The sequence below is a fragment of the Actinotalea alkalitolerans genome, from assembly GCF_023369855.1.
Lineage (GTDB): Bacteria > Actinomycetota > Actinomycetes > Actinomycetales > Cellulomonadaceae > Actinotalea.
The window spans coordinates 124,705-142,708 of record NZ_JAMBPP010000003.1 but is presented as its reverse complement, the minus strand read 5'-3'; the positions used below and the strand labels follow the sequence as shown (position 1 = coordinate 142,708).

Below are 18,004 nucleotides of genomic sequence, written 5' to 3'. Positions count from 1 at the left end.
CGCTGCATCGCGGGCGTGCGGTGCGCACTACGCTGGCGCCCATGCTGCTGCGAATGTCCACCCTGTTCGTCCGGACCTTGCGGGAGGACCCGGTCGACGCCGAGGTGGCGAGCCACCGCCTTCTCGTCCGAGCGGGCTACATCCGCCGGGCCGCTCCCGGGATCTACACCTGGCTGCCCCTGGGGCTGCGTGTCCTGGCGAAGGTCGAGCGGATCGTGCGTGAGGAGATGGACGGCATCGGTGCGCAGGAGGTGCACTTCCCGGCGCTGCTGCCGCGTGAGCCCTACGAGGCGACCGGCCGGTGGACCGAGTACGGCCCGAACGTGTTCCGCCTGCGCGACCGCAAGGACGCCGAGTACCTGCTGGCACCCACCCACGAGGAGATGTTCACCCTCCTGGTCAAGGATCTCTACTCCTCGTACAAGGACCTGCCGCTCGCGCTCTACCAGATCCAGACCAAGTACCGCGACGAGGCCCGCCCTCGTGCCGGCATCCTGCGCGGGCGCGAGTTCATCATGAAGGACGCGTACTCCTTCGACGTGGACGACGCGGGTCTCGAGGCCGCCTACCGGCGCCAGCGCGAGGCGTACCAGCGGATCTTCCTGCGCCTGGGGATGGATGTCGTGATCGTCACCGCTGTCTCGGGCGCGATGGGTGGCTCGATGAGCGAGGAGTTCCTCATGCCCACTCCGATCGGTGAGGACACCTTCGTGCGGTCACCGGGTGGCTACGCCGCGAACGTCGAGGCCGTGACCACCCCGGTGCCTGACCCCGTCCCGCACGACGACGTCCCGGCTGCCCACGTCGAGGACACCCCGGACACCCCGACGATCGACACGCTCGTGGCTCTCGCCAACGAGCGGTTCGCGCGGCCCGACCGTCCCTGGACCGCTGCGGACACCCTCAAGAACGTGGTCGTCGCCCTGGACCATCCCCAGGGCGAGCGCGAGCTCGTCGTCATCGGGCTCCCGGGTGATCGCGAGGTCGACCTCAAGCGTCTCGAGGCAGCGGTCAGCCCCGCCACGGTCGTCGCTGCCGGCGACGCCGACTTCGCGGCCCGGCCCGAGCTCGTCAAGGGGTACATCGGGCCCGGCGTCCTCGGTCGTCTGAACACCGGTGACGAGCGCGCGGTCCGGTACCTGCTCGACCCGCGGGTGGTGCCCGGGACCCGGTGGATCACCGGGGCCGACGAGCAGGGGCGTCACGTCTTCGACCTGGTGGCCGGCCGCGACTTCGTCGGTGACGGGACGGTCGAGGCCGCCGAGGTGCGTGCCGGCGACCCTGCCCCCGACGGGTCCGGGCCGCTCGAGATCGCCCGTGGCATCGAGATGGGTCACATCTTCGCGCTCGGGCGCAAGTACTCCGACGCCTTGGGGCTCAAGGTCCTCAACGAGAACGGCAAGGCCGTGACCGTGACGATGGGGTCCTACGGCATCGGTGTCTCGCGTGCGGTGGCAGCTCTCGCCGAGACCAACCACGACGAGGTCGGGCTGACCTGGCCGGCCCAGGTCGCCCCGGTGCACGTCCACCTCGTGGCCACCGGCAAGGACGCCGCGGTCTTCGCCGCCTGCGAGGAGCTCGCGGCCGAGCTCCACGCCCAGGGTGTCGAGGTCCTCTACGACGACCGACCCAAGGTCTCACCGGGGGTCAAGTTCGCCGACGCCGAGCTGCTCGGCGCCCCGGTCATCGTCGTGGTGGGTCGAGGGCTGGCCGACGGTGTCGTCGAGGTCCGTCGGCGCTCAGGCGGGCCCGCGTCCCCCGACGGCGGCCGTGCGGCCGGTGAGCAGGTGCCGGTGGACTCCGCGGCCGTACGCATCGGAGAGCTCGTCGCCGCTGTGCTCGAGGCCTGACGGGCCTGACGGCCTGGCGGGCCTGGCGGGTCAGGACTGCTGCTCGGCGAGCCCTGGGAACACCGGCACCGTCGCGCCGTGGCGGACCGCCTCGCGGGCGGTGTCGGCCATGACGTCCACCAGCGGACCGCGATCCTCGGCGACCACCTCGAGCACGAGCGTCGCGTAGACGGCCGACAGGCTCTGCTCGAGGTCTGCCAGAGCCCCTTCGGCGGTGCCCGGCTCCGCAGCCGCGGAGCGGATCGCCTCGGGGAGCTCGTACGCCGAGCGTCGAGGGTCCAGACCCGTGCCGGTGAAGCCGGCGGCGTCGGACCACGCCTGCGCCCGCTGCCGGTGCTGCGCCGCGCGCGCGGCGGCCCTGTCGCGGGTCTCGCCCTGCGCGCGGGCCGCGGCGACCTCCCAGGCCATCCCGGTGGCGTCCTCGGACTGGACCAGCGTGGCGATCGTGGCCGGGCTCAGCCCCTCGGGCACCACCTGGGGCACGGTGACGACCACCTCCTCGAGCGGCTCGGCCCCGCTGGCCGCCGCCAGTGCCTGGGCCTGGAGCAGCCGGGCGACGTGGATCGAGGCGAGCAGCCGGGCGAGCGCCCCGTCGGGCACGGTCACGGCGTGCGAGCGCGCCGACGCGGCGCCCTGGACGAGGCGAGCGACGACGTCGTCGCTCGTGACCGGGGGAGCCGCGCTCGTCGGGGTGGGGGCCGCGGCGTCGTCGGGTGCCTCCGGAACCGCCTCGACGCTGCCGTCGGGCGCGATGGTGTACCCGGGCCCCGGGTCGTAGCGTCCGCCCAGGGCGACCAGGTGCTGGTCGGCGGCATCGGCCACCTCGAGCAGCACGGCACGGAGCTGCTCGGGTGCCTCCTGCGCGGCGGTGCGGGCCGCTGCGGACAGGTCGTCCGCCGTGGCGGCGCCCGACTGGCGGGCGAGCTCGACCTCGCCTGCGGGGAGCGGGTCGGGTGGACCGGTCTCGAGCCGGAGACCGCAGCCGGAGGCAGCCAGGCTCACGACGACCAGGAGGGTGCCGAGCCGACGACGGGCGCGGCGGCCGGGTCGAGGCTCGTCCCGGTCCGGGGGGTCAGGGGCGCTGGAGACGTTCATCGCGGCGATCCTGCCACGCTGCACCCCTGCGGAGTCGTTAGGCTGGGCTGCGCAACAAGTCCAGAGGGTCGATTCCACGTCGGGTGGCCCGTCACGGCCCCTCAGGAGGCGATCATGGTCACGTCTGGCTCGGGTCAGGTGCAACGAGTACGTGAGGCGATCGAGCCTGTGGTCGCCGCTGCGGGACTGTTCCTCGAGGATGTCGCGGTGGTCCCCGCCGGTCGCCGTTCGGCGGTCCGTGTCGTGGTCGACCTGGACGAGGACGCCGTCGGCAGCCTCGACCTGGACGCGTTGAGCGCGGTGTCCCGCGAGGTCTCGGCCGCGCTGGACGCCGCCGACCCTGTGCGCGGCGAGTACGTCCTGGAGGTCTCCAGCCCGGGGACCTCCCGCCCGCTCACCGAGCTGCGGCACTTCCGCCGCGCACGCACGCGACGCGTGGCCCTGACGCTCACGGACGGGTCGGTCGTGACGGGTCGGCTGATCGCGGCCGGACCCACCCGCTACGAGCTCGAGGACGAAGGCACCACCAGGACCCTCGACCCTGCGCTCGTGGTGCGCGGGACGGTCGAGGTCGAGCTCACCCGCGCGGGCCCCACCGATCCGCAGGACGACGAGGAGCAGGACTGATGGACATCGACATGACGGCGCTGCGGCTCGTCGAGCACGAGCGCGACATCAGCCTGGAGGTCCTGGTCTCGGCGATCGAGCAGGCTCTGCTGTCGGCCTACCACCGCACACCGGGCGCGCACGACCACGCCCGGGTCGAGGTCGACCGGCGCTCGGGCCACGTGACCGTCTGGGCTCGCGAGCAGCTCGAGCACGAGGAGCCCGTGACGCCCGAGGGCGACCAGGGCCCGGACACCCCGGCCCCGGCCGCGGTCGACCGGGGTCCTGCGCCCCTGGGTCCCGAGTTCGACGACACCCCTGACGGGTTCGGTCGTGTCGCGACGTCGACCGCCCGGCAGGTGATCGTCCAGCGGCTGCGTGACGCCGAGGACGAGCAGGTGCTCGGCAGCTTCCGCGGCACCGAGGGGGAGGTCCTTGCGGGGGTCATCCAGCAGGGCCGGGACCCTCGCAACGTCCTGGTCGCGGTGCGCGGGACCGAGGCGGTGCTCCCTGCGCACGAGCAGGTCCCCACCGAGCGGTACGTCCACGGCGAGCGGCTGCGGGCCTACGTGCTGGACGTGTCGCGAGGGATGAAGGGTCCCTCGATCACGCTGTCCCGCACGCACCCGGGTCTGGTCCGCAAGCTCTTCGAGCTCGAGGTGCCCGAGGTCGCCGACGGTTCGGTCGAGATCACCGCGATGGCCCGCGAGGCCGGCCACCGCACCAAGATGGCGGTCCGCACCTCGGTCCCAGGGCTCAACGCCAAGGGCGCCTGCATCGGACCGATGGGGGCGCGCGTCCGGGCGGTCATGGCCGAGCTGCACGGCGAGAAGATCGACATCGTCGACCACAGCGACGACCCGGCGACGATGGTGGGCAACGCGCTGTCGCCCGCCCGCGTGACGTCGGTCACGGTGGTCGACGCCGAGGCCCGCGCGGCACGCGTCGTGGTGCCCGACTTCCAGCTCTCCCTGGCGATCGGCAAGGAGGGCCAGAACGCGCGGCTCGCAGCCAAGCTCACCGGCTGGCGCATCGACATCCGCTCCGACGAGGGCGGCGACCGCCCCGACGCGGGCGGCGACGCGACACCGACCAGGGCGGACGCGGTGTCCGGTGAGCCGGGTCCGCAGGAGCCCCCCGGTCACGATTCGTGAGCGAGGGGGCTAGACTGACCGAGGCTGGGTCACGCGCTCGGCTCCCCGGACTGGCCGATCACGGCTCTGACGGTGCCTCGGCGCCTGACATGGGCCCGGTGCGGACGTGCGTGGGATGCCGGTCACGGGACCAGCGGTCCGTCCTGCTGAGGGTGGTCCTGTCGACGTCGGACGAGAGCACGATCCGCGCCGTCGTCGACGAGGGTCACGTGATGCCTGGCCGGGGTGCCTGGTTGCACCCCGAGCCGAGGTGCCTCGAGCTCGCCGAACGGCGTCGGGCTCTGCCTCGCGCGCTGCGCGTCACGGAGCTGGACACCTCACCGGTCACCCGGTGGTTCGAGCACGAGAGCAGGATCGTCACCGACGGCCTTGCAGCACGTCCGTCGTTCATCGAGAAGGAAAGCGGGTTGGAAGCCGATGGGCACCCGATGAGTACCCAGCGATGAGTACCCAGCACTAACGACGGTCCGACCCTGTCCGGGCGGACCGAGACAGGAGAGTTGTGGCAAAGGTCCGCGTCTACGAGCTCGCGAAGGAGCTCGGGGTCGAGAGCAAGGCCCTCATGGCCAAGCTCGGTGAGATGGGCGAGTTCGTCCGGTCGGCATCATCGACCATCGAGCCGCCCGTCGTCCGTAAGCTGCGTGACGCCTACCCGGCAGGGTCCGGGCAGGCGGAGTCCGCAGCGCCCGCTGCGTCGAACAAGCCCGGGGCGCGCAAGCCCGCACCGGCAGCCCCCAAGCCCGTCGCTGAGCCGGAGGTCACCTCGACCCCCGCAGCGGCCCCGCAGGCGCCTGCTCCGGCGGCGCCCGCTCCGGCAGCCGCTGCTCCGGCGGCCCCTGCCGAGCCGCAGGCTCCTGCCGCGTCGGCCGCACCCGCGGCCCCCGCTGAGCCGACCTCCGCACCGCGCCCGGCGGCTGAGGCCGCTCCGGCCGCACCGGCCGCTCCGACACCTGGCCCGGCAGCGCCCCGTCCCGGTGGCCCGCGTCCGGGCAACAACCCGTTCGCCCCCAGCCAGGGCATGCCGCGCCAGGGTGGCGGCGGTCGTCCCGGCGGTCCGCGTCCGGGCAACAACCCGTTCGCCCCCAGCCAGGGCATGCCGCGACCGGGCGGCCGTACCGAGGGCGCCGGCGAGCGTCCCGGTGGCCCCCGACCGCCGCAGGCCGGTGCTGGTGGTCCTCGCCCCAACCCGGGCATGATGCCCGGCCGCAGCACGGTCGGTCGTCCGGGTGCCGCGGGCCCCGGAGGCGGTCGCCCCGGTGGCGGCGCCGGCGGTGCAGGCCGTCCCGGTGGTGGTGGTGGCGGCTACGCCGGTCGCCCCGGCGGCGGTGGCCCCCCTGGTGCCGGTGGTGGCGGTTTCGCCGGTCGGCCCGGCGGTGGCGGTCGCCCCGGTGGTGCCGGTCGAGGCAGCACCCAGGGTGCCTTCGGGCGCGCCGGTGGCCGCCCCGTGCGCGGACGGAAGTCCAAGCGCGCGAAGCGCCAGGAGTTCGAGCAGATGCAGGCACCCTCGTTGGGTGGCGTGCAGGTTCCGCGTGGGGACGGTCGCACGGTCGTGCGACTGCGCCACGGGTCGTCGCTCAACGACTTCGCGGACAAGATCGACGCGAACCCCGCGAGCCTGGTCACGGTGCTGTTCCACCTCGGTGAGATGGCCACGGCGACCCAGTCCCTCGACGAGGACACGTTCGGCACGCTCGCCAACGAGCTCGGCTACGTCATCGAGATGGTCTCGGCCGAGGAGGAGGACCGCGAGCTCCTCGGGGGCTTCGACATCGACCTCGAGGCCGAGCTCGCCGGAGAGGGCGACGACCAGCTGAGCGCCCGACCGCCGGTCGTGACCGTCATGGGTCACGTCGACCACGGAAAGACCAAGCTGCTCGACGCGATCCGTTCGGCGGACGTCGTCGCGGGCGAGGCCGGCGGCATCACCCAGCACATCGGTGCCTACCAGATCCACACCCAGCACGAGGGTCTGGACCGCGCCGTGACCTTCATCGACACCCCGGGCCACGAGGCGTTCACCGCCATGCGTGCCCGTGGCGCGCAGGTCACCGACATCGCGATCCTGGTGGTCGCGGCAGACGACGGCGTGATGCCGCAGACGGTCGAGGCCCTCAACCACGCGCAGTCGGCCGGCGTGCCGATCGTCGTCGCGGTGAACAAGGTGGACAAGGAGGGGGCCAACCCCGACAAGATCCGCCAGCAGCTCACCGAGTACAACCTGGTGGCCGAGGAGTACGGCGGCGACACGATGTTCGTCGAGATCTCCGCGCTCCAGCGGATGGGCATCGACGACCTCATCGAGGCCGTCCTGCTCACTGCCGACGCCGCTCTGGACCTGAGGGCGAACGCCGACAAGGACGCTCGTGGTGTCGCGGTCGAGGCGAACCTCGACAAGGGCCGCGGTGCCGTCGCGACCGTGCTCGTCCAGTCGGGCACCCTGCGGATCGGCGACGCGATCGTCGCCGGCACGGCCTACGGCCGGGTCCGGGCGATGTTCGACGAGCACGGCGAGGCCGTCACGGAGGCCACGCCGGCACGTCCGGTGCTGGTCCTGGGTCTGACCTCGGTCCCGCGTGCGGGTGACACCTTCCTGGTGGCACCGGACGACCGGACCGCCCGGCAGATCGCCGAGAAGCGCGAGGCGGCCGAGCGAGCAGCTCTGCTCGCCAAGCGTCGCAAGCGGATCAGCCTCGAGGACTTCACGCAGGCGCTGCAGCTCGGCAAGGTCGAGACGCTCAACCTGGTGCTCAAGGGTGACGTCTCGGGTGCCGTCGAGGCGCTCGAGGACGCGCTGCTCAAGATCGACGTCGGCGACGAGGTCGACCTGCGGGTCATCCACCGTGGGGTGGGTGCCATCACGCAGAACGACGTGAACCTGGCGACCGTGGACAACGCGATCATCATCGGCTTCAACGTCAAGTACGCCGAGCGTGTCGAGGACCTCGCCGATCGCGAGGGCGTCGACGTCCGGTTCTACTCGGTCATCTACCAGGCGATCGACGACGTCGAGGCGGCCCTCAAGGGCATGCTCAAGCCCGAGTACGAAGAGGTCCAGCTCGGTACCGCCGAGATCCGCGAGATCTTCCGTTCGAGCAAGTTCGGGAACATCGCGGGCTCGATCGTGCGGTCGGGCCTCATCCGCCGCAACGCCAAGGCACGGGTGCTGCGCGGCGGCAAGGTCGTGGGGGACAACCTCACGATCGAGTCGCTCAAGCGGTTCAAGGACGACGCGACCGAGGTCCGTGAGGGCTTCGAGTGCGGTATCGGTCTGGGGTCGTTCAACGACCTGCAGTCCGAGGACGTCATCGAGACCTTCGAGATGCGCGAGAAGCCGCGCTCCTGAGGTGACGTCCGGGTGGGCCGCGCGGCGGGGATCGACGCGCGGCCCACCCGACGACCTCGTCCGTCGGGCGTCCTTCCGGTGCGCCACGGCTCACCTCGGCCCCGCCGCGGTCACGACGTCACCGTGGTCTCATCTCCCAGAGGCTGCACGAGCCTCGCGGGACCAGTGGTTCTGACAGCACGCTAGGAGACTTCTGATGGTTGACCACCCCCGTGCGCGCAAGGTCGCCGATCGCATCCACGAGACGGTCGCGCGCATGCTCGACACCCGCATCAAGGACCCGCGGCTCGGTTTCGTGACGATCACCGACGTCCGCGTCACGGGCGACCTCCAGCACGCGTCGGTGTTCTACACGGTCCTGGGTGACACCGAGGCGCGCGAGGGCACCGCAGCGGCGCTCGAGAGCGCCAAGGGTGTCATCCGTTCCGAGGTCGGCAAGCAGGTGGGTACCCGCCTGACACCGACCCTCGAGTTCATCGCCGACGCGATCCCCGAGACCGCCCAGCACCTCGAGGACGCCCTGCGCCAGGCGGCGGCCCGGGATGCCGAGGTCGCGGCACTGGCTGCGGCCGCGCAGTACGCCGGGGAGGCCGACCCCTACAAGCGCGCCGACGACGACGACCTCGACGACGCGCCCACGCAGGGAGAGGCAGGCACGGCCGGCCCGACGGTCCGTGGCTGACCGGGTCCCGGCAGGTCTGGTCGTCGTCGACAAGCCTGCCGGGTGGACCAGCCATGACGTGGTCGCGCGGGTCCGGCGGCTGGCCGGCACCCGCAAGGTGGGCCACGCCGGGACGCTCGACCCGATGGCCACTGGTGTGCTCGTCCTGGGCGTCGAGGCCGCGACACGGCTGCTGACGTTCGTCGTCGGTGCCGACAAGGACTACGCCGCCACGATCCGCCTGGGTGTGGTCACCACGACCGACGACGCCGAGGGCGAGGTGCTCGCACGGGCCGGTGCCGAGCTGCCGCTCCCCGGGCTGGCGGACGCTGTCGCCCGGTTGACCGGGCCGATCGACCAGGTGCCCTCGACCGTGAGCGCGATCAAGGTGGACGGTCGCCGGGCCTACGCCCGCGCGCGCGCCGGCGAGGTCGTGGAGCTCGCGGCCCGTCGGGTCACGGTGGACCGGCTGCTGGTGCGGGACGTGCGGGCAGCGTCCGACGAGGGGACACCGGTGGTCGACGTGGACGTCGAGGTGACGTGCTCCTCGGGGACCTACGTGCGAGCGCTCGCCCGCGACCTGGGTTCGGACCTCGGTACCGGGGGTCACCTGACCGCGCTCCGGCGGACGCGGGTGGGTGGTTACGGCCTCGACGTCGCGCGGTCTCTCGACGAACTCGCGCAGGAGCTGGCGCTGCTGCCGCTCGCGGACGCGGCGCGGGCGACGCTCGCGAGCCGTGAGGTGGACGCCGAGCAGGCGCGAGAGCTGACCTTCGGGCGACGGATCCCGATCTCCGTCGAAGGGCCCGTCGGGACCCGCGAGCGACCCGTGGCGGCCTTCGCCCCCGACGGCACCCTCGTCGCGCTGGTGGCCGACGAGCAGGGCAGGTCGAGGCCGGTCATCGTCTTCGCGTCTCCGGACGACGCGCCCTGATCGGACGCACGCCCGACGACCTCTCGGACGCGTCCCGGCCACCGCGGGAGGGCTGTGCTCAACGACGCCAGGGCCGGGGCGCGCGGCGGACGAGGGCGCGCACGACCACCGGGTGGAACCAGCGCACCACGGCCCAGTAGATCCGCCCGAGGTGGTTGTGGATCTGGACGAGGGTGCTGACTGTCACGTCGTCGGCGTCCACCCGGGTGCTCACCCGGAAGGACAGGTGCCGGTCGTCGACCCCGGTGAGAATCTCGTGCGTGTCGCCACGCACCTCGGGGAACCCGCGCCGCGCGGGTGTCCCTCCCGCGGTCTCGAGCCCCAGGGGGCGCACCAGCAGGTCGCGAAGTGCCATCAGCCGCCGGACCCAACCGGGCGCGGCGGTGAAGATCGCCTCCTGCCACTCCCGGACGTCGTGCGGGTCGCCCGGGAGCAGCGGGGTGGCCCAGGCGTCCGATGCGTCGACGCGGGGGAGGGCGGCCTCCAGGAGGGCCGAGCGGGGGACGCTCCGTCGCACCACCGCGCGGCCGGGCAGCACGGCGACGAGCAGGGCGATACGCCGGCTCGCGGGTTGGGCCCGGTGCGCCACCCCGGTGAGGGTGCGCTCGACGTGGTCGTGGATGTCCTCGATCACGGTGTCATGGGCGGCTCGCACGAGCAGGGGCCATTGCCACCGCATCGGCCCGAGCAGCCGCCCTTCGAGGGTGTGCCGCAGCCGCGTCGAGCCGGGCGTCAGCTCGTCGATGTCGAACCGGTGCGTGCCCTCGACAGGGGTGGGTGCGTCGAAGGTGAAGGCGAGGAGCCGGCCGGGCACGTGATCGGTGACGTGGTAGCGAACACCGCCGTGACCGCCCGCGGACCCGGGGACCACCCCGCGGTCCAGGACCATCACGGTCGGCACCCGCGTCCGCCACATCTCGTCATCGGGTGAGCCCAGGGTCTCGAGGAGGGCTGCGACCTTCGCCGCGGGGGCGGCGATGACTCGCTCATGGACGTTGCGTACACGCTCATGAAGCATGACGGGGCCTCTCATCGGACGTGGCCATACGGACCCGTACGGTCATCCGTACGGTAGCGTATGGGGGTGCCTCCGACCAGTCGCCGTACCTCCCTGACCCCCGAGGACTGGTCGGAGGCCGGGTTGCTGGCGATGGCCGAGGGCGGGCTCGGAGCGGTGCGCGTCGAGCCGCTCGCCCAGCGCCTCGGCGCGACCAAGGGCAGCTTCTACTGGCACTTCGCAGACCGCGCCGCGCTTGTCGACGCGGTCCTCGAGCGGTGGGAGGCGGTCGCGACCGAGCAGGTCATCGCCGACCTCGAGGCGGAGGCTGACCCGCGACGTCGGCTGAGGTCCCTGTTCGCGCTGACCTTCGCCGACCCGACTCCCGGTGCCCAGGACCTGGCGGTGCTCGCGGCCGCCGCCCACCCGCAGGTCGCCCTCGTCCTCGAGCGGGTGACCCGTCGGCGGGTCGACTACATGGCCGCGGTGCTCGCAGAGGTGGGGGTCGCGGGCCACGCGTGCCGGGCGCGTGCGTTGCAGGCCTATGTGCTGTGGATCGGCCTGCTCCAGATGACGTCGGCGGTTCCCCAGGTCGTGCCGGGGGAGACCCCGCGCGCGAAGCTTCTCGAGGCGGTGCTCGAAGGGCTCGAGCGGCTGCTCGACCCGTGAGCCGCGACGGCCGTCGGGCGCGCACGGCGCCCGGGCGGCCGCGGGCGTGGCAGGCTTGACCCGCTCCGTGCGCAGTGCACGGGGGTAGAGCCGTAGGTAGACGAGGAGAACGCGTGCACCGCTGGACCGACCTGGGCCAGGTCCCGGCAGACCTCGGACCCTCGGTCGTCACGATCGGCAACTTCGACGGCGTGCACCGCGGTCACCGCAGCGTTCTCACGCGCATGGTCCGCTCGGCACGTGCGATCCAGGGAAGTGCGGTCGCGGTGACGTTCCACCCGCACCCCGCGCAGGTCCACCGGCCGGCCGACCCGCCCGACCTCATCACCGGGCTCGCGGACCGCCTCGAGCTCCTCGCGGACACCGGGCTGGACGCGGTGCTGGTGGTCAACTACACGCTCGAGTTCGCCCGTCTGCTTCCTGAGGAGTTCGTCCGCCGGTACCTGGTCGACGGGCTGCACGCGAGGACCGTGGTCGTCGGCCAGGACGTGCGGTTCGGCCGGGACAACGTGGGGGACCTCTCGACGATGGTTGAGCTCGGTCGCCGTCACGGGTTCGACGTGGAGGTGATCGAGGACATCCACGGTCCCCTCGACACGGCGCGGCGCTGGTCCTCGACCTGGGTCCGAGAGCTGCTCGCCGCGGGTGACGTCGTGGGCGCCGCGGAGATCCTGGGCCGTCCTCACCGTGTGCGCGGGACCGTCGTGCACGGCGATGCCCGCGGCCGTGGGCTCGGCTACCCGACGGCGAACCTGAGGCAGGACCTGTGCGGGACGGTGCCTGCGGACGGTGTGTACGCCGGATGGATGCGGCGCCCTGACCTGCCCGAGGGGCTGCCTGACGGCTTCCTGCCGGTGGCGATCTCGATCGGGACGAACCCCACCTTCGACGGGGTCCAGCGACGCGTCGAGGCGTACGTGCTGGACCGCGACGACCTGGACCTGTACGACGAGGAGGTCGTCCTCGAGCTCGTCGCACGGCTGCGCCCCACGGTCCGGTTCGCCACGGTCGAGGACCTGGTCACCCAGATGGGCGAGGACGTCGACCAGGCACGGGCCATGCTGGCCGGCGGGCCGTTGGTGGTGGGAGCCCTCGAGCCCGGCTGATAGCATGGCGAGGCCGTCAGATCGGCCGCGGAACCAGAGCGCTCGGGTGGACATGCCCCAGAGCACCGCGCAATGAACACCTTGGGAGAACCAGTGCCACTCGATGCCGCCGTCAAGCAGCAGATCATGACCGAGTACGCGACCACGCCGAACGACACCGGTTCGCCGGAGGTCCAGATCGCGATGCTGACCCAGCGCATCAAGGACCTGACCGAGCACCTCAAGGAGCACAAGCACGACCACCACTCGCGTCGTGGCCTGCTCCTCCTGGTCGGCCAGCGCCGCCGGCTGCTCGGCTACCTCCAGAAGATCGACATCAACCGCTACCGCAGCCTGATCGAACGGCTCGGCCTGCGCCGCTGAACATCCCTGGGCCAGCCCGGACCCGTAGGGGTCCGGGCTGGCCCGGTGTCAGGCGCTCCGGGACGCGTCCCGCGCCCCCGGCGCCTTCAGTACGACGACGTGCGTGAGCGCGTCCGAGTGCGAACCGCACCACCGCACGACCGCAACCAGACCGCTCGGAACCGCCGTCCGGTCCTCGGTAGTGGCTCTCGGAGGCGTCCTGGACGCAGCTCCGCGGACCTCGATCGATGACCGCCACGCGAAGCCGGGCACATCGACACATGAGGAGGGCATCCCTATGGAGGGACCCGAGATCCAGTTCGCCGAGGCCACGATCGACAACGGCCGCTTCGGCACCCGCACCGTCCGTTTCGAGACGGGCCGCATCGCCCGTCAGGCTGCCGGCTCGGCCGTCGCGTACCTCGACGGCGAGACGATGCTGCTGTCCGCGACGACCGCGGGCAAGCACCCCAAGGAGCACTTCGACTTCTTCCCGCTCACGGTCGACGTCGAGGAGCGCATGTACGCCGCGGGTCGCATCCCCGGCTCCTTCTTCCGCCGTGAGGGCCGCCCCTCGACCGAGGCGATCCTGGCCTGCCGGCTGATCGACCGCCCGCTGCGCCCGACGTTCGCCAAGGGCCTGCGCAACGAGGTCCAGGTCGTCATCACGGTGATGTCCCTGCACCCGGACGACGCCTACGACACGCTCGCGATCAACGCCGCGTCGCTGTCCACCCAGCTCTCCGGCCTGCCCTTCACCGGGCCCGTGGCCGGTGTGCGCATCGCGCTCGTCGACGGCCAGTGGGTCGCGTTCCCCAAGTTCAGCGACAAGGAGCGCGCGGTCTTCGACATGGTCGTGGCCGGGCGCCAGGTCACCAACGAGGACGGCTCGTCCGACATCGCGATCATGATGGTCGAGGCCGAGGCCACCGACAACGCCTGGGACCTGATCAAGTTCCAGGGCGTCGCAGCCCCGACCGAGGAGGTCGTGGCCGAGGGCCTCGAGGCCGCCAAGCCCTTCCTCAAGGTGCTCTGCGAGGCCCAGGCCGAGCTGGCCGCGAAGGCCGCCAAGCCCACGCAGGACTTCCCCCGCTTCCTGGACTACCAGGACGACTCCTACGCGGCCGTCGAGGCGGAGGTCTCCGGCCCGCTCGCCGAGGCGCTGACCATCGCCGACAAGCAGGCCCGTGAGGGTCGTCTCGACGAGATCAAGGCTGCGGCGCTGGACTCCCTCAAGGACGCCTTCGAGGGTCGCGAGAAGGAGCTGTCGGCCGCGGTCCGCGCGGTCACCAAGAAGCTCATCCGCCAGCGCGTGCTGACCGACGGCATCCGCATCGACGGTCGTGGCCTGGCCGACATCCGGACCCTCTCGGCCGAGGTCGAGGTCCTGCCGCGGGTGCACGGCTCGGCGCTGTTCGAGCGCGGGGAGACGCAGATCCTCGGTGTCACCACGCTGAACATGCTCCGGATGGAGCAGCAGCTCGACACGCTGGCTCCTGAGACGCGCAAGCGCTACATGCACAACTACAACTTCCCGCCGTACTCCACCGGGGAGACGGGACGCGTGGGCTCTCCCAAGCGTCGCGAGATCGGCCACGGCGCCCTCGCCGAGCGTGCCCTCATGCCGGTCCTGCCCACGCGCGAGGAGTTCCCCTACGCGATCCGTCAGGTCTCCGAGGCTCTCGGCTCGAACGGGTCGACGTCGATGGGCTCGGTCTGCGCCTCGACGCTGTCGCTGCTCAACGCCGGTGTCCCGCTGCGGGCGCCCGTCGCGGGCATCGCCATGGGTCTGATCTCGGACACCATCGACGGCCAGCCGCGGTACGCCGCGCTGACCGACATCCTCGGGGCCGAGGACGCCTTCGGCGACATGGACTTCAAGGTCGCCGGTACGCGGGAGTTCGTCACCGCGATCCAGCTCGACACCAAGCTCGACGGCATCCCGACCTCGGTGCTCGACGGTGCGCTGACCCAGGCTCGCGACGCCCGGATGCACATCCTCGACGTCATGAACGAGGCCATCGACGTGCCCGACGAGATGTCGCCGTACGCCCCCCGGGTGATCAGCGTGCAGGTCCCGGTCGACAAGATCGGTGAGGTCATCGGGCCGAAGGGCAAGATGATCAAGGAGATCCAGGAGAAGACCGGCGCTGACATCTCCATCGAGGACGACGGCACCGTCTACATCGGTGCGGTCGACGGCCCGTCGGCCGAGGCGGCACGGACGATGATCAACGCCATCGCCAACCCGCACATGCCCGAGATCGGCGAGCGCTTCGTCGGCACGGTCGTCAAGACGACCACCTTCGGTGCGTTCGTCTCGCTCGCCCCCGGCAAGGACGGGCTGCTGCACATCTCGCAGATCCGCAAGCTCGTCGGCGGCAAGCGGGTCGAGAACGTCGAGGACGTCCTGGCCATCGGTCAGAAGGTCCAGGTCGAGATCGGTGAGATCGACCCGCGCGGCAAGCTCTCGCTGCACGCCGTGATCGAGGAGTCCGGTGACGCCGAGGCGTCGGCGACGACCGACGGGCCCCAGGCCTGAGGTGTCGCTGACCCTTCCGCTCAGTGCCCCGGGTGAGCCCGGGAGCGACCTGACCGCCGGGCAGGACGGTGGCGCCATCGTGCGTCGCACCGTCCTGCCCGGCGGGGTGCGCGTGCTCACCGAGCAGATGCCCGGCCTACGCTCCGCGACCGTCGGGGCGTGGGTCGGTGTCGGCTCGCGCGACGAGCGGGACGGGCACCACGGATCGACCCACTTCCTGGAGCACCTGCTCTTCAAGGGCACGCAGCGACGGACCGCGATGGACATCGCCGAGGCCTTCGACGCCGTCGGCGGTGAGGCGAACGCGGCCACCGGCAAGGAGCACACCTGCTACTACGCCCGGGTGCTCGACGCCGACCTCCCGATGGCCGTCGACGTGATCGCCGACATGGTGACCTCGGCACGCCTGGACCCGGCCGAGCTCGAGACCGAGCGCGGAGTCATCCTCGAAGAGCTCGCGATGAACGACGACGACCCGTCCGACGTCGCGCACGAGCAGTTCGCGACCGTCGTGCTCGGCGAGCACGCACTGGGACGACCCATCGGCGGTACCCCGGCCACCATCCGCGCCGTCCCGCGTGAGGCCGTCTGGCAGCACTACACCGAGCACTACCAGCCCTCGACCCTGGTCGTCACCGCCGCCGGGGGCGTCGACCACGTCGCGCTGTGCGAGCAGGTCGCGGGCGCCCTGGACGCCGGTGGCTGGGACCTGAGCGGGGCGACGAGCCCGCGCGCTCGGCGCGGCACGGGCGCCCCCGGGTCGCTGACCTTCCCTGACGGTTCGCTGCCCTCCGCGGGCACCGAGCTGACGGTGCGTCGCACGACCGAGCAGGCGAACGTGATCGTCGGTGGCCTGGGTCTGACCGCGACGGACGACCGTCGCTTCGCCCTCTCCGTCCTGAGCGCGGTGCTGGGTGGGGGGATGTCCTCGCGGCTCTTCCAGGAGGTCCGCGAGAAGCGGGGGCTGGCGTACTCGGTGTACTGCTTCGCCTCAGGTCACGCCGACACCGGGATCTTCGGCCTCTACGCGGGGTGCACGCCCACGAAGGTCGACGAGGTGATCGCCCTCATGGTCCAGGAGTGGGAGCGTCTCGCGGCGGACGGCATCACCTCCGCCGAGCTCGAGCGCAGCGTCGGTCAGCTCTCGGGCGGTCTGGTCCTGGGGCTCGAGGACACCGGGTCCCGGATGAGCCGGCTGGGCAAGGCCGAGCTCGTCCACGGTGAGCTGCTGACCCAGGGCGAGTCGCTCGACCGGATCAGGGCGGTCACGGCGACGCAGGTGCAGGAGCTCGCTGCCGAGCTCGCCACCCAGCCGCGCTCGGTGGTCCGGGTCGGTCCCTTCGGGTCCTGAGCCGCGTCGAGCCTCGTCCTGGTCCGGCGGCCGGGGGCTGCGGGTCACGAGCGACGCACTAGGGTGGCTGACCGTGAGCGAGCCGATCAGAGTAGCGGTCCTGGGATCTGCCGGACGGATGGGGCGCACCGTCGTCCAGGCGGTGCAGCAGGCTGCCGGCCTGGAGCTGGTGGCCTCGCTCGAGGCGGGCGACGATCCGGCCCTGGCCGCCCGCGCCGGAGCCCAGGTCGCGGTGGACTTCACCGTTCCGACGGCCACCGCGCAGAACGTCCGCACCCTGGTCGCGGACGGGGTGCACGCCGTGGTGGGTACCACGGGCTGGGACGAGACCTCCCTGGACCGCCTGCGCGGCCAGCTCGAGCACGCGCCGGGCGTCGGGGTGCTCATCGCCCCGAACTTCGCGCTGGGTGCGGTGCTCGCGATGGCCTTCGCCGCGCAGGCCGCGCGATGGTTCGAGTCGGTCGAGGTCGTCGAGCTGCACCACCCGGACAAGGTCGACGCCCCGAGCGGGACGGCTCGTCACACCGCCGCAGCCATCGCTCAGGCCCGCCGGGCCGCGGGGCTGGGCCCGGTCCCCGACGCGACGTCGCAGCAGCTCGACGGGGCGCGGGGAGCCGACGTCGACGGTGTGCGGGTCCACGCGGTCCGGCTGCGCGGCCTCGTCGCGCACGAGGAGATCCTGCTCGGCAACCCGGGGGAGCAGCTCACCATCCGGCACGACTCGTTCGACCGCGTCTCCTTCATGCCCGGGGTCCTGCACGCGGTGCGGCAGGTCAGCTTCAGGCCGGGGCTCACCGTGGGCCTCGAGCGCTACCTCGACCTGGGCTGAGGCGATCCCGTGCGACGTTCGCTCCTGGGTGCGCTGGCGCTCACCGCACTGCTCCTGCTGTACGTCGTGGCGGTCGCGGGCCGCGGACTCGCGCTGCTCGGCACCGGGGAGCCCGTGGGGGTCGCCCTGGGGCTGGCCGTCCTGGTCCTGCCGCTGATGGGACTGTGGATCGTGGTCCGCGAGTGGTGGCTCGCGATCGTCGTGCAGCGGATGGCCGACCGGCTCGCCGCGCAGGGCCTGCTGCCCGTGGACGACCTGCCCCGCTCGCCCGGAGGTCGGATCGACCGTGCGGCTGCGGATGAGGCCTTCGTCGAGGCGCGGTCGGCGGTCGACCAGGCCCAGGACGACTGGGCGGCCTGGTACCGGCTGGCCTTCGCCTACGACGCCGCGGGTGACCGACGTCGGGCACGGAGCGCGCTGCGGACGGCGGCACGGCTCTACCGCCAGGACGGCCCGGGCACGAGCTGAGCGAACCGTCCGAGCGGGACCGCCCACCTCGTGAACGGTCGGTAGGCCGGACCCCGT

Annotated in this window: 16 protein-coding genes; 14 read left to right on the top strand and 2 right to left on the bottom strand. The window is 72.2% G+C overall.

Features of this window, described 5'->3' with window-relative positions:
* Positions 1-41 precede the first annotated feature (41 nt).
* Entirely contained in the window at positions 42-1,850 is a 1,809-nt protein-coding gene (locus M1R94_RS04210; protein WP_249380415.1) for a proline--tRNA ligase, read from the top strand.
* A gap of 30 nt (positions 1,851-1,880) precedes the next feature.
* Here the strand turns inward: M1R94_RS04210 and M1R94_RS04205 are convergent, their stop codons facing one another.
* Positions 1,881-2,945: a DUF4439 domain-containing protein gene (locus M1R94_RS04205; RefSeq protein WP_249380414.1), complete on the bottom strand. Its 1,065-nt coding sequence runs from the start codon at positions 2,943-2,945 to the stop codon at positions 1,881-1,883.
* A 114-nt stretch (positions 2,946-3,059) separates the two neighbouring features.
* Between M1R94_RS04205 and M1R94_RS04200 the strand changes: the two genes are divergently transcribed.
* The 6 genes from M1R94_RS04200 to truB all read left to right on the top strand — a co-directional run bounded on the left by M1R94_RS04200 (position 3,060) and on the right by truB (position 9,643).
* Positions 3,060-3,572, top strand: coding sequence for a ribosome maturation factor RimP (locus M1R94_RS04200; RefSeq protein ID WP_249380413.1), 513 nt, complete (start codon positions 3,060-3,062; stop codon positions 3,570-3,572).
* Complete coding sequence (gene nusA, locus M1R94_RS04195) at positions 3,572-4,705, top strand: transcription termination factor NusA (protein ID WP_249380412.1); 1,134 nt, start codon at positions 3,572-3,574, stop codon at positions 4,703-4,705. Before M1R94_RS04200 ends, nusA begins: the two co-directional genes overlap by 1 nt.
* An 89-nt stretch (positions 4,706-4,794) precedes the next feature.
* The gene (locus M1R94_RS04190; protein ID WP_249380411.1) at positions 4,795-5,151 is read left to right on the top strand and encodes a YlxR family protein; all 357 of its coding nucleotides are present in this window, start codon (positions 4,795-4,797) and stop codon (positions 5,149-5,151) included.
* Positions 5,152-5,207: 56 nt separating this feature from the next.
* A complete protein-coding gene (gene infB / locus M1R94_RS04185; protein WP_249380410.1) occupies positions 5,208-8,048 on the top strand; it encodes a translation initiation factor IF-2 in 2,841 nt (946 codons plus the stop codon).
* Positions 8,049-8,244: 196 nt separating this feature from the next.
* A complete protein-coding gene (gene rbfA, locus M1R94_RS04180; RefSeq protein ID WP_249380409.1) occupies positions 8,245-8,730 on the top strand; it encodes a 30S ribosome-binding factor RbfA in 486 nt (161 codons plus the stop codon).
* Positions 8,723-9,643 (top strand): tRNA pseudouridine(55) synthase TruB, encoded by a 921-nt coding sequence (truB, locus tag M1R94_RS04175; protein WP_249380408.1) that lies wholly within the window; start codon positions 8,723-8,725, stop codon positions 9,641-9,643. The genes rbfA and truB overlap by 8 nt, the downstream gene beginning before the upstream one ends.
* Positions 9,644-9,701: 58 nt before the next feature.
* On the opposite strand, the gene M1R94_RS04170 is transcribed toward truB, so the two are convergent.
* Complete coding sequence (locus tag M1R94_RS04170) at positions 9,702-10,661, bottom strand: DUF2867 domain-containing protein (protein WP_249380407.1); 960 nt, start codon at positions 10,659-10,661, stop codon at positions 9,702-9,704.
* A gap of 66 nt (positions 10,662-10,727) precedes the next feature.
* On the opposite strand from M1R94_RS04170, the gene M1R94_RS04165 reads away from it, so the two are divergent.
* From M1R94_RS04165 to M1R94_RS04135, 7 genes are all read left to right on the top strand, one after another.
* Positions 10,728-11,309, top strand: a complete 582-nt coding sequence (locus tag M1R94_RS04165; RefSeq protein ID WP_249380406.1) for a TetR/AcrR family transcriptional regulator — start codon at positions 10,728-10,730, stop codon at positions 11,307-11,309.
* Between the two features lie 113 nt (positions 11,310-11,422).
* Positions 11,423-12,415 carry a bifunctional riboflavin kinase/FAD synthetase gene (locus tag M1R94_RS04160; protein WP_249380405.1) on the top strand — a complete coding sequence of 331 codons (993 nt, stop codon included), beginning with the start codon at positions 11,423-11,425 and terminating at the stop codon, positions 12,413-12,415.
* Positions 12,416-12,508: 93 nt separating this feature from the next.
* Positions 12,509-12,778 (top strand): 30S ribosomal protein S15, encoded by a 270-nt coding sequence (gene rpsO / locus M1R94_RS04155; protein ID WP_249380404.1) that lies wholly within the window; start codon positions 12,509-12,511, stop codon positions 12,776-12,778.
* Between the two features lie 277 nt (positions 12,779-13,055).
* Positions 13,056-15,299 carry a polyribonucleotide nucleotidyltransferase gene (locus M1R94_RS04150; RefSeq protein ID WP_249380403.1) on the top strand — a complete coding sequence of 748 codons (2,244 nt, stop codon included), beginning with the start codon at positions 13,056-13,058 and terminating at the stop codon, positions 15,297-15,299.
* A gap of 1 nt (position 15,300) precedes the next feature.
* Positions 15,301-16,650 (top strand): M16 family metallopeptidase, encoded by a 1,350-nt coding sequence (locus M1R94_RS04145; protein WP_249380402.1) that lies wholly within the window; start codon positions 15,301-15,303, stop codon positions 16,648-16,650.
* Positions 16,651-16,723: 73 nt separating this feature from the next.
* Complete coding sequence (gene dapB, locus M1R94_RS04140) at positions 16,724-17,479, top strand: 4-hydroxy-tetrahydrodipicolinate reductase (protein ID WP_249380401.1); 756 nt, start codon at positions 16,724-16,726, stop codon at positions 17,477-17,479.
* Positions 17,480-17,488: 9 nt separating this feature from the next.
* Complete coding sequence (locus M1R94_RS04135; protein WP_249380400.1) at positions 17,489-17,947, top strand: hypothetical protein; 459 nt, start codon at positions 17,489-17,491, stop codon at positions 17,945-17,947.
* The last annotated feature ends 57 nt before the right edge of the window (positions 17,948-18,004 follow it).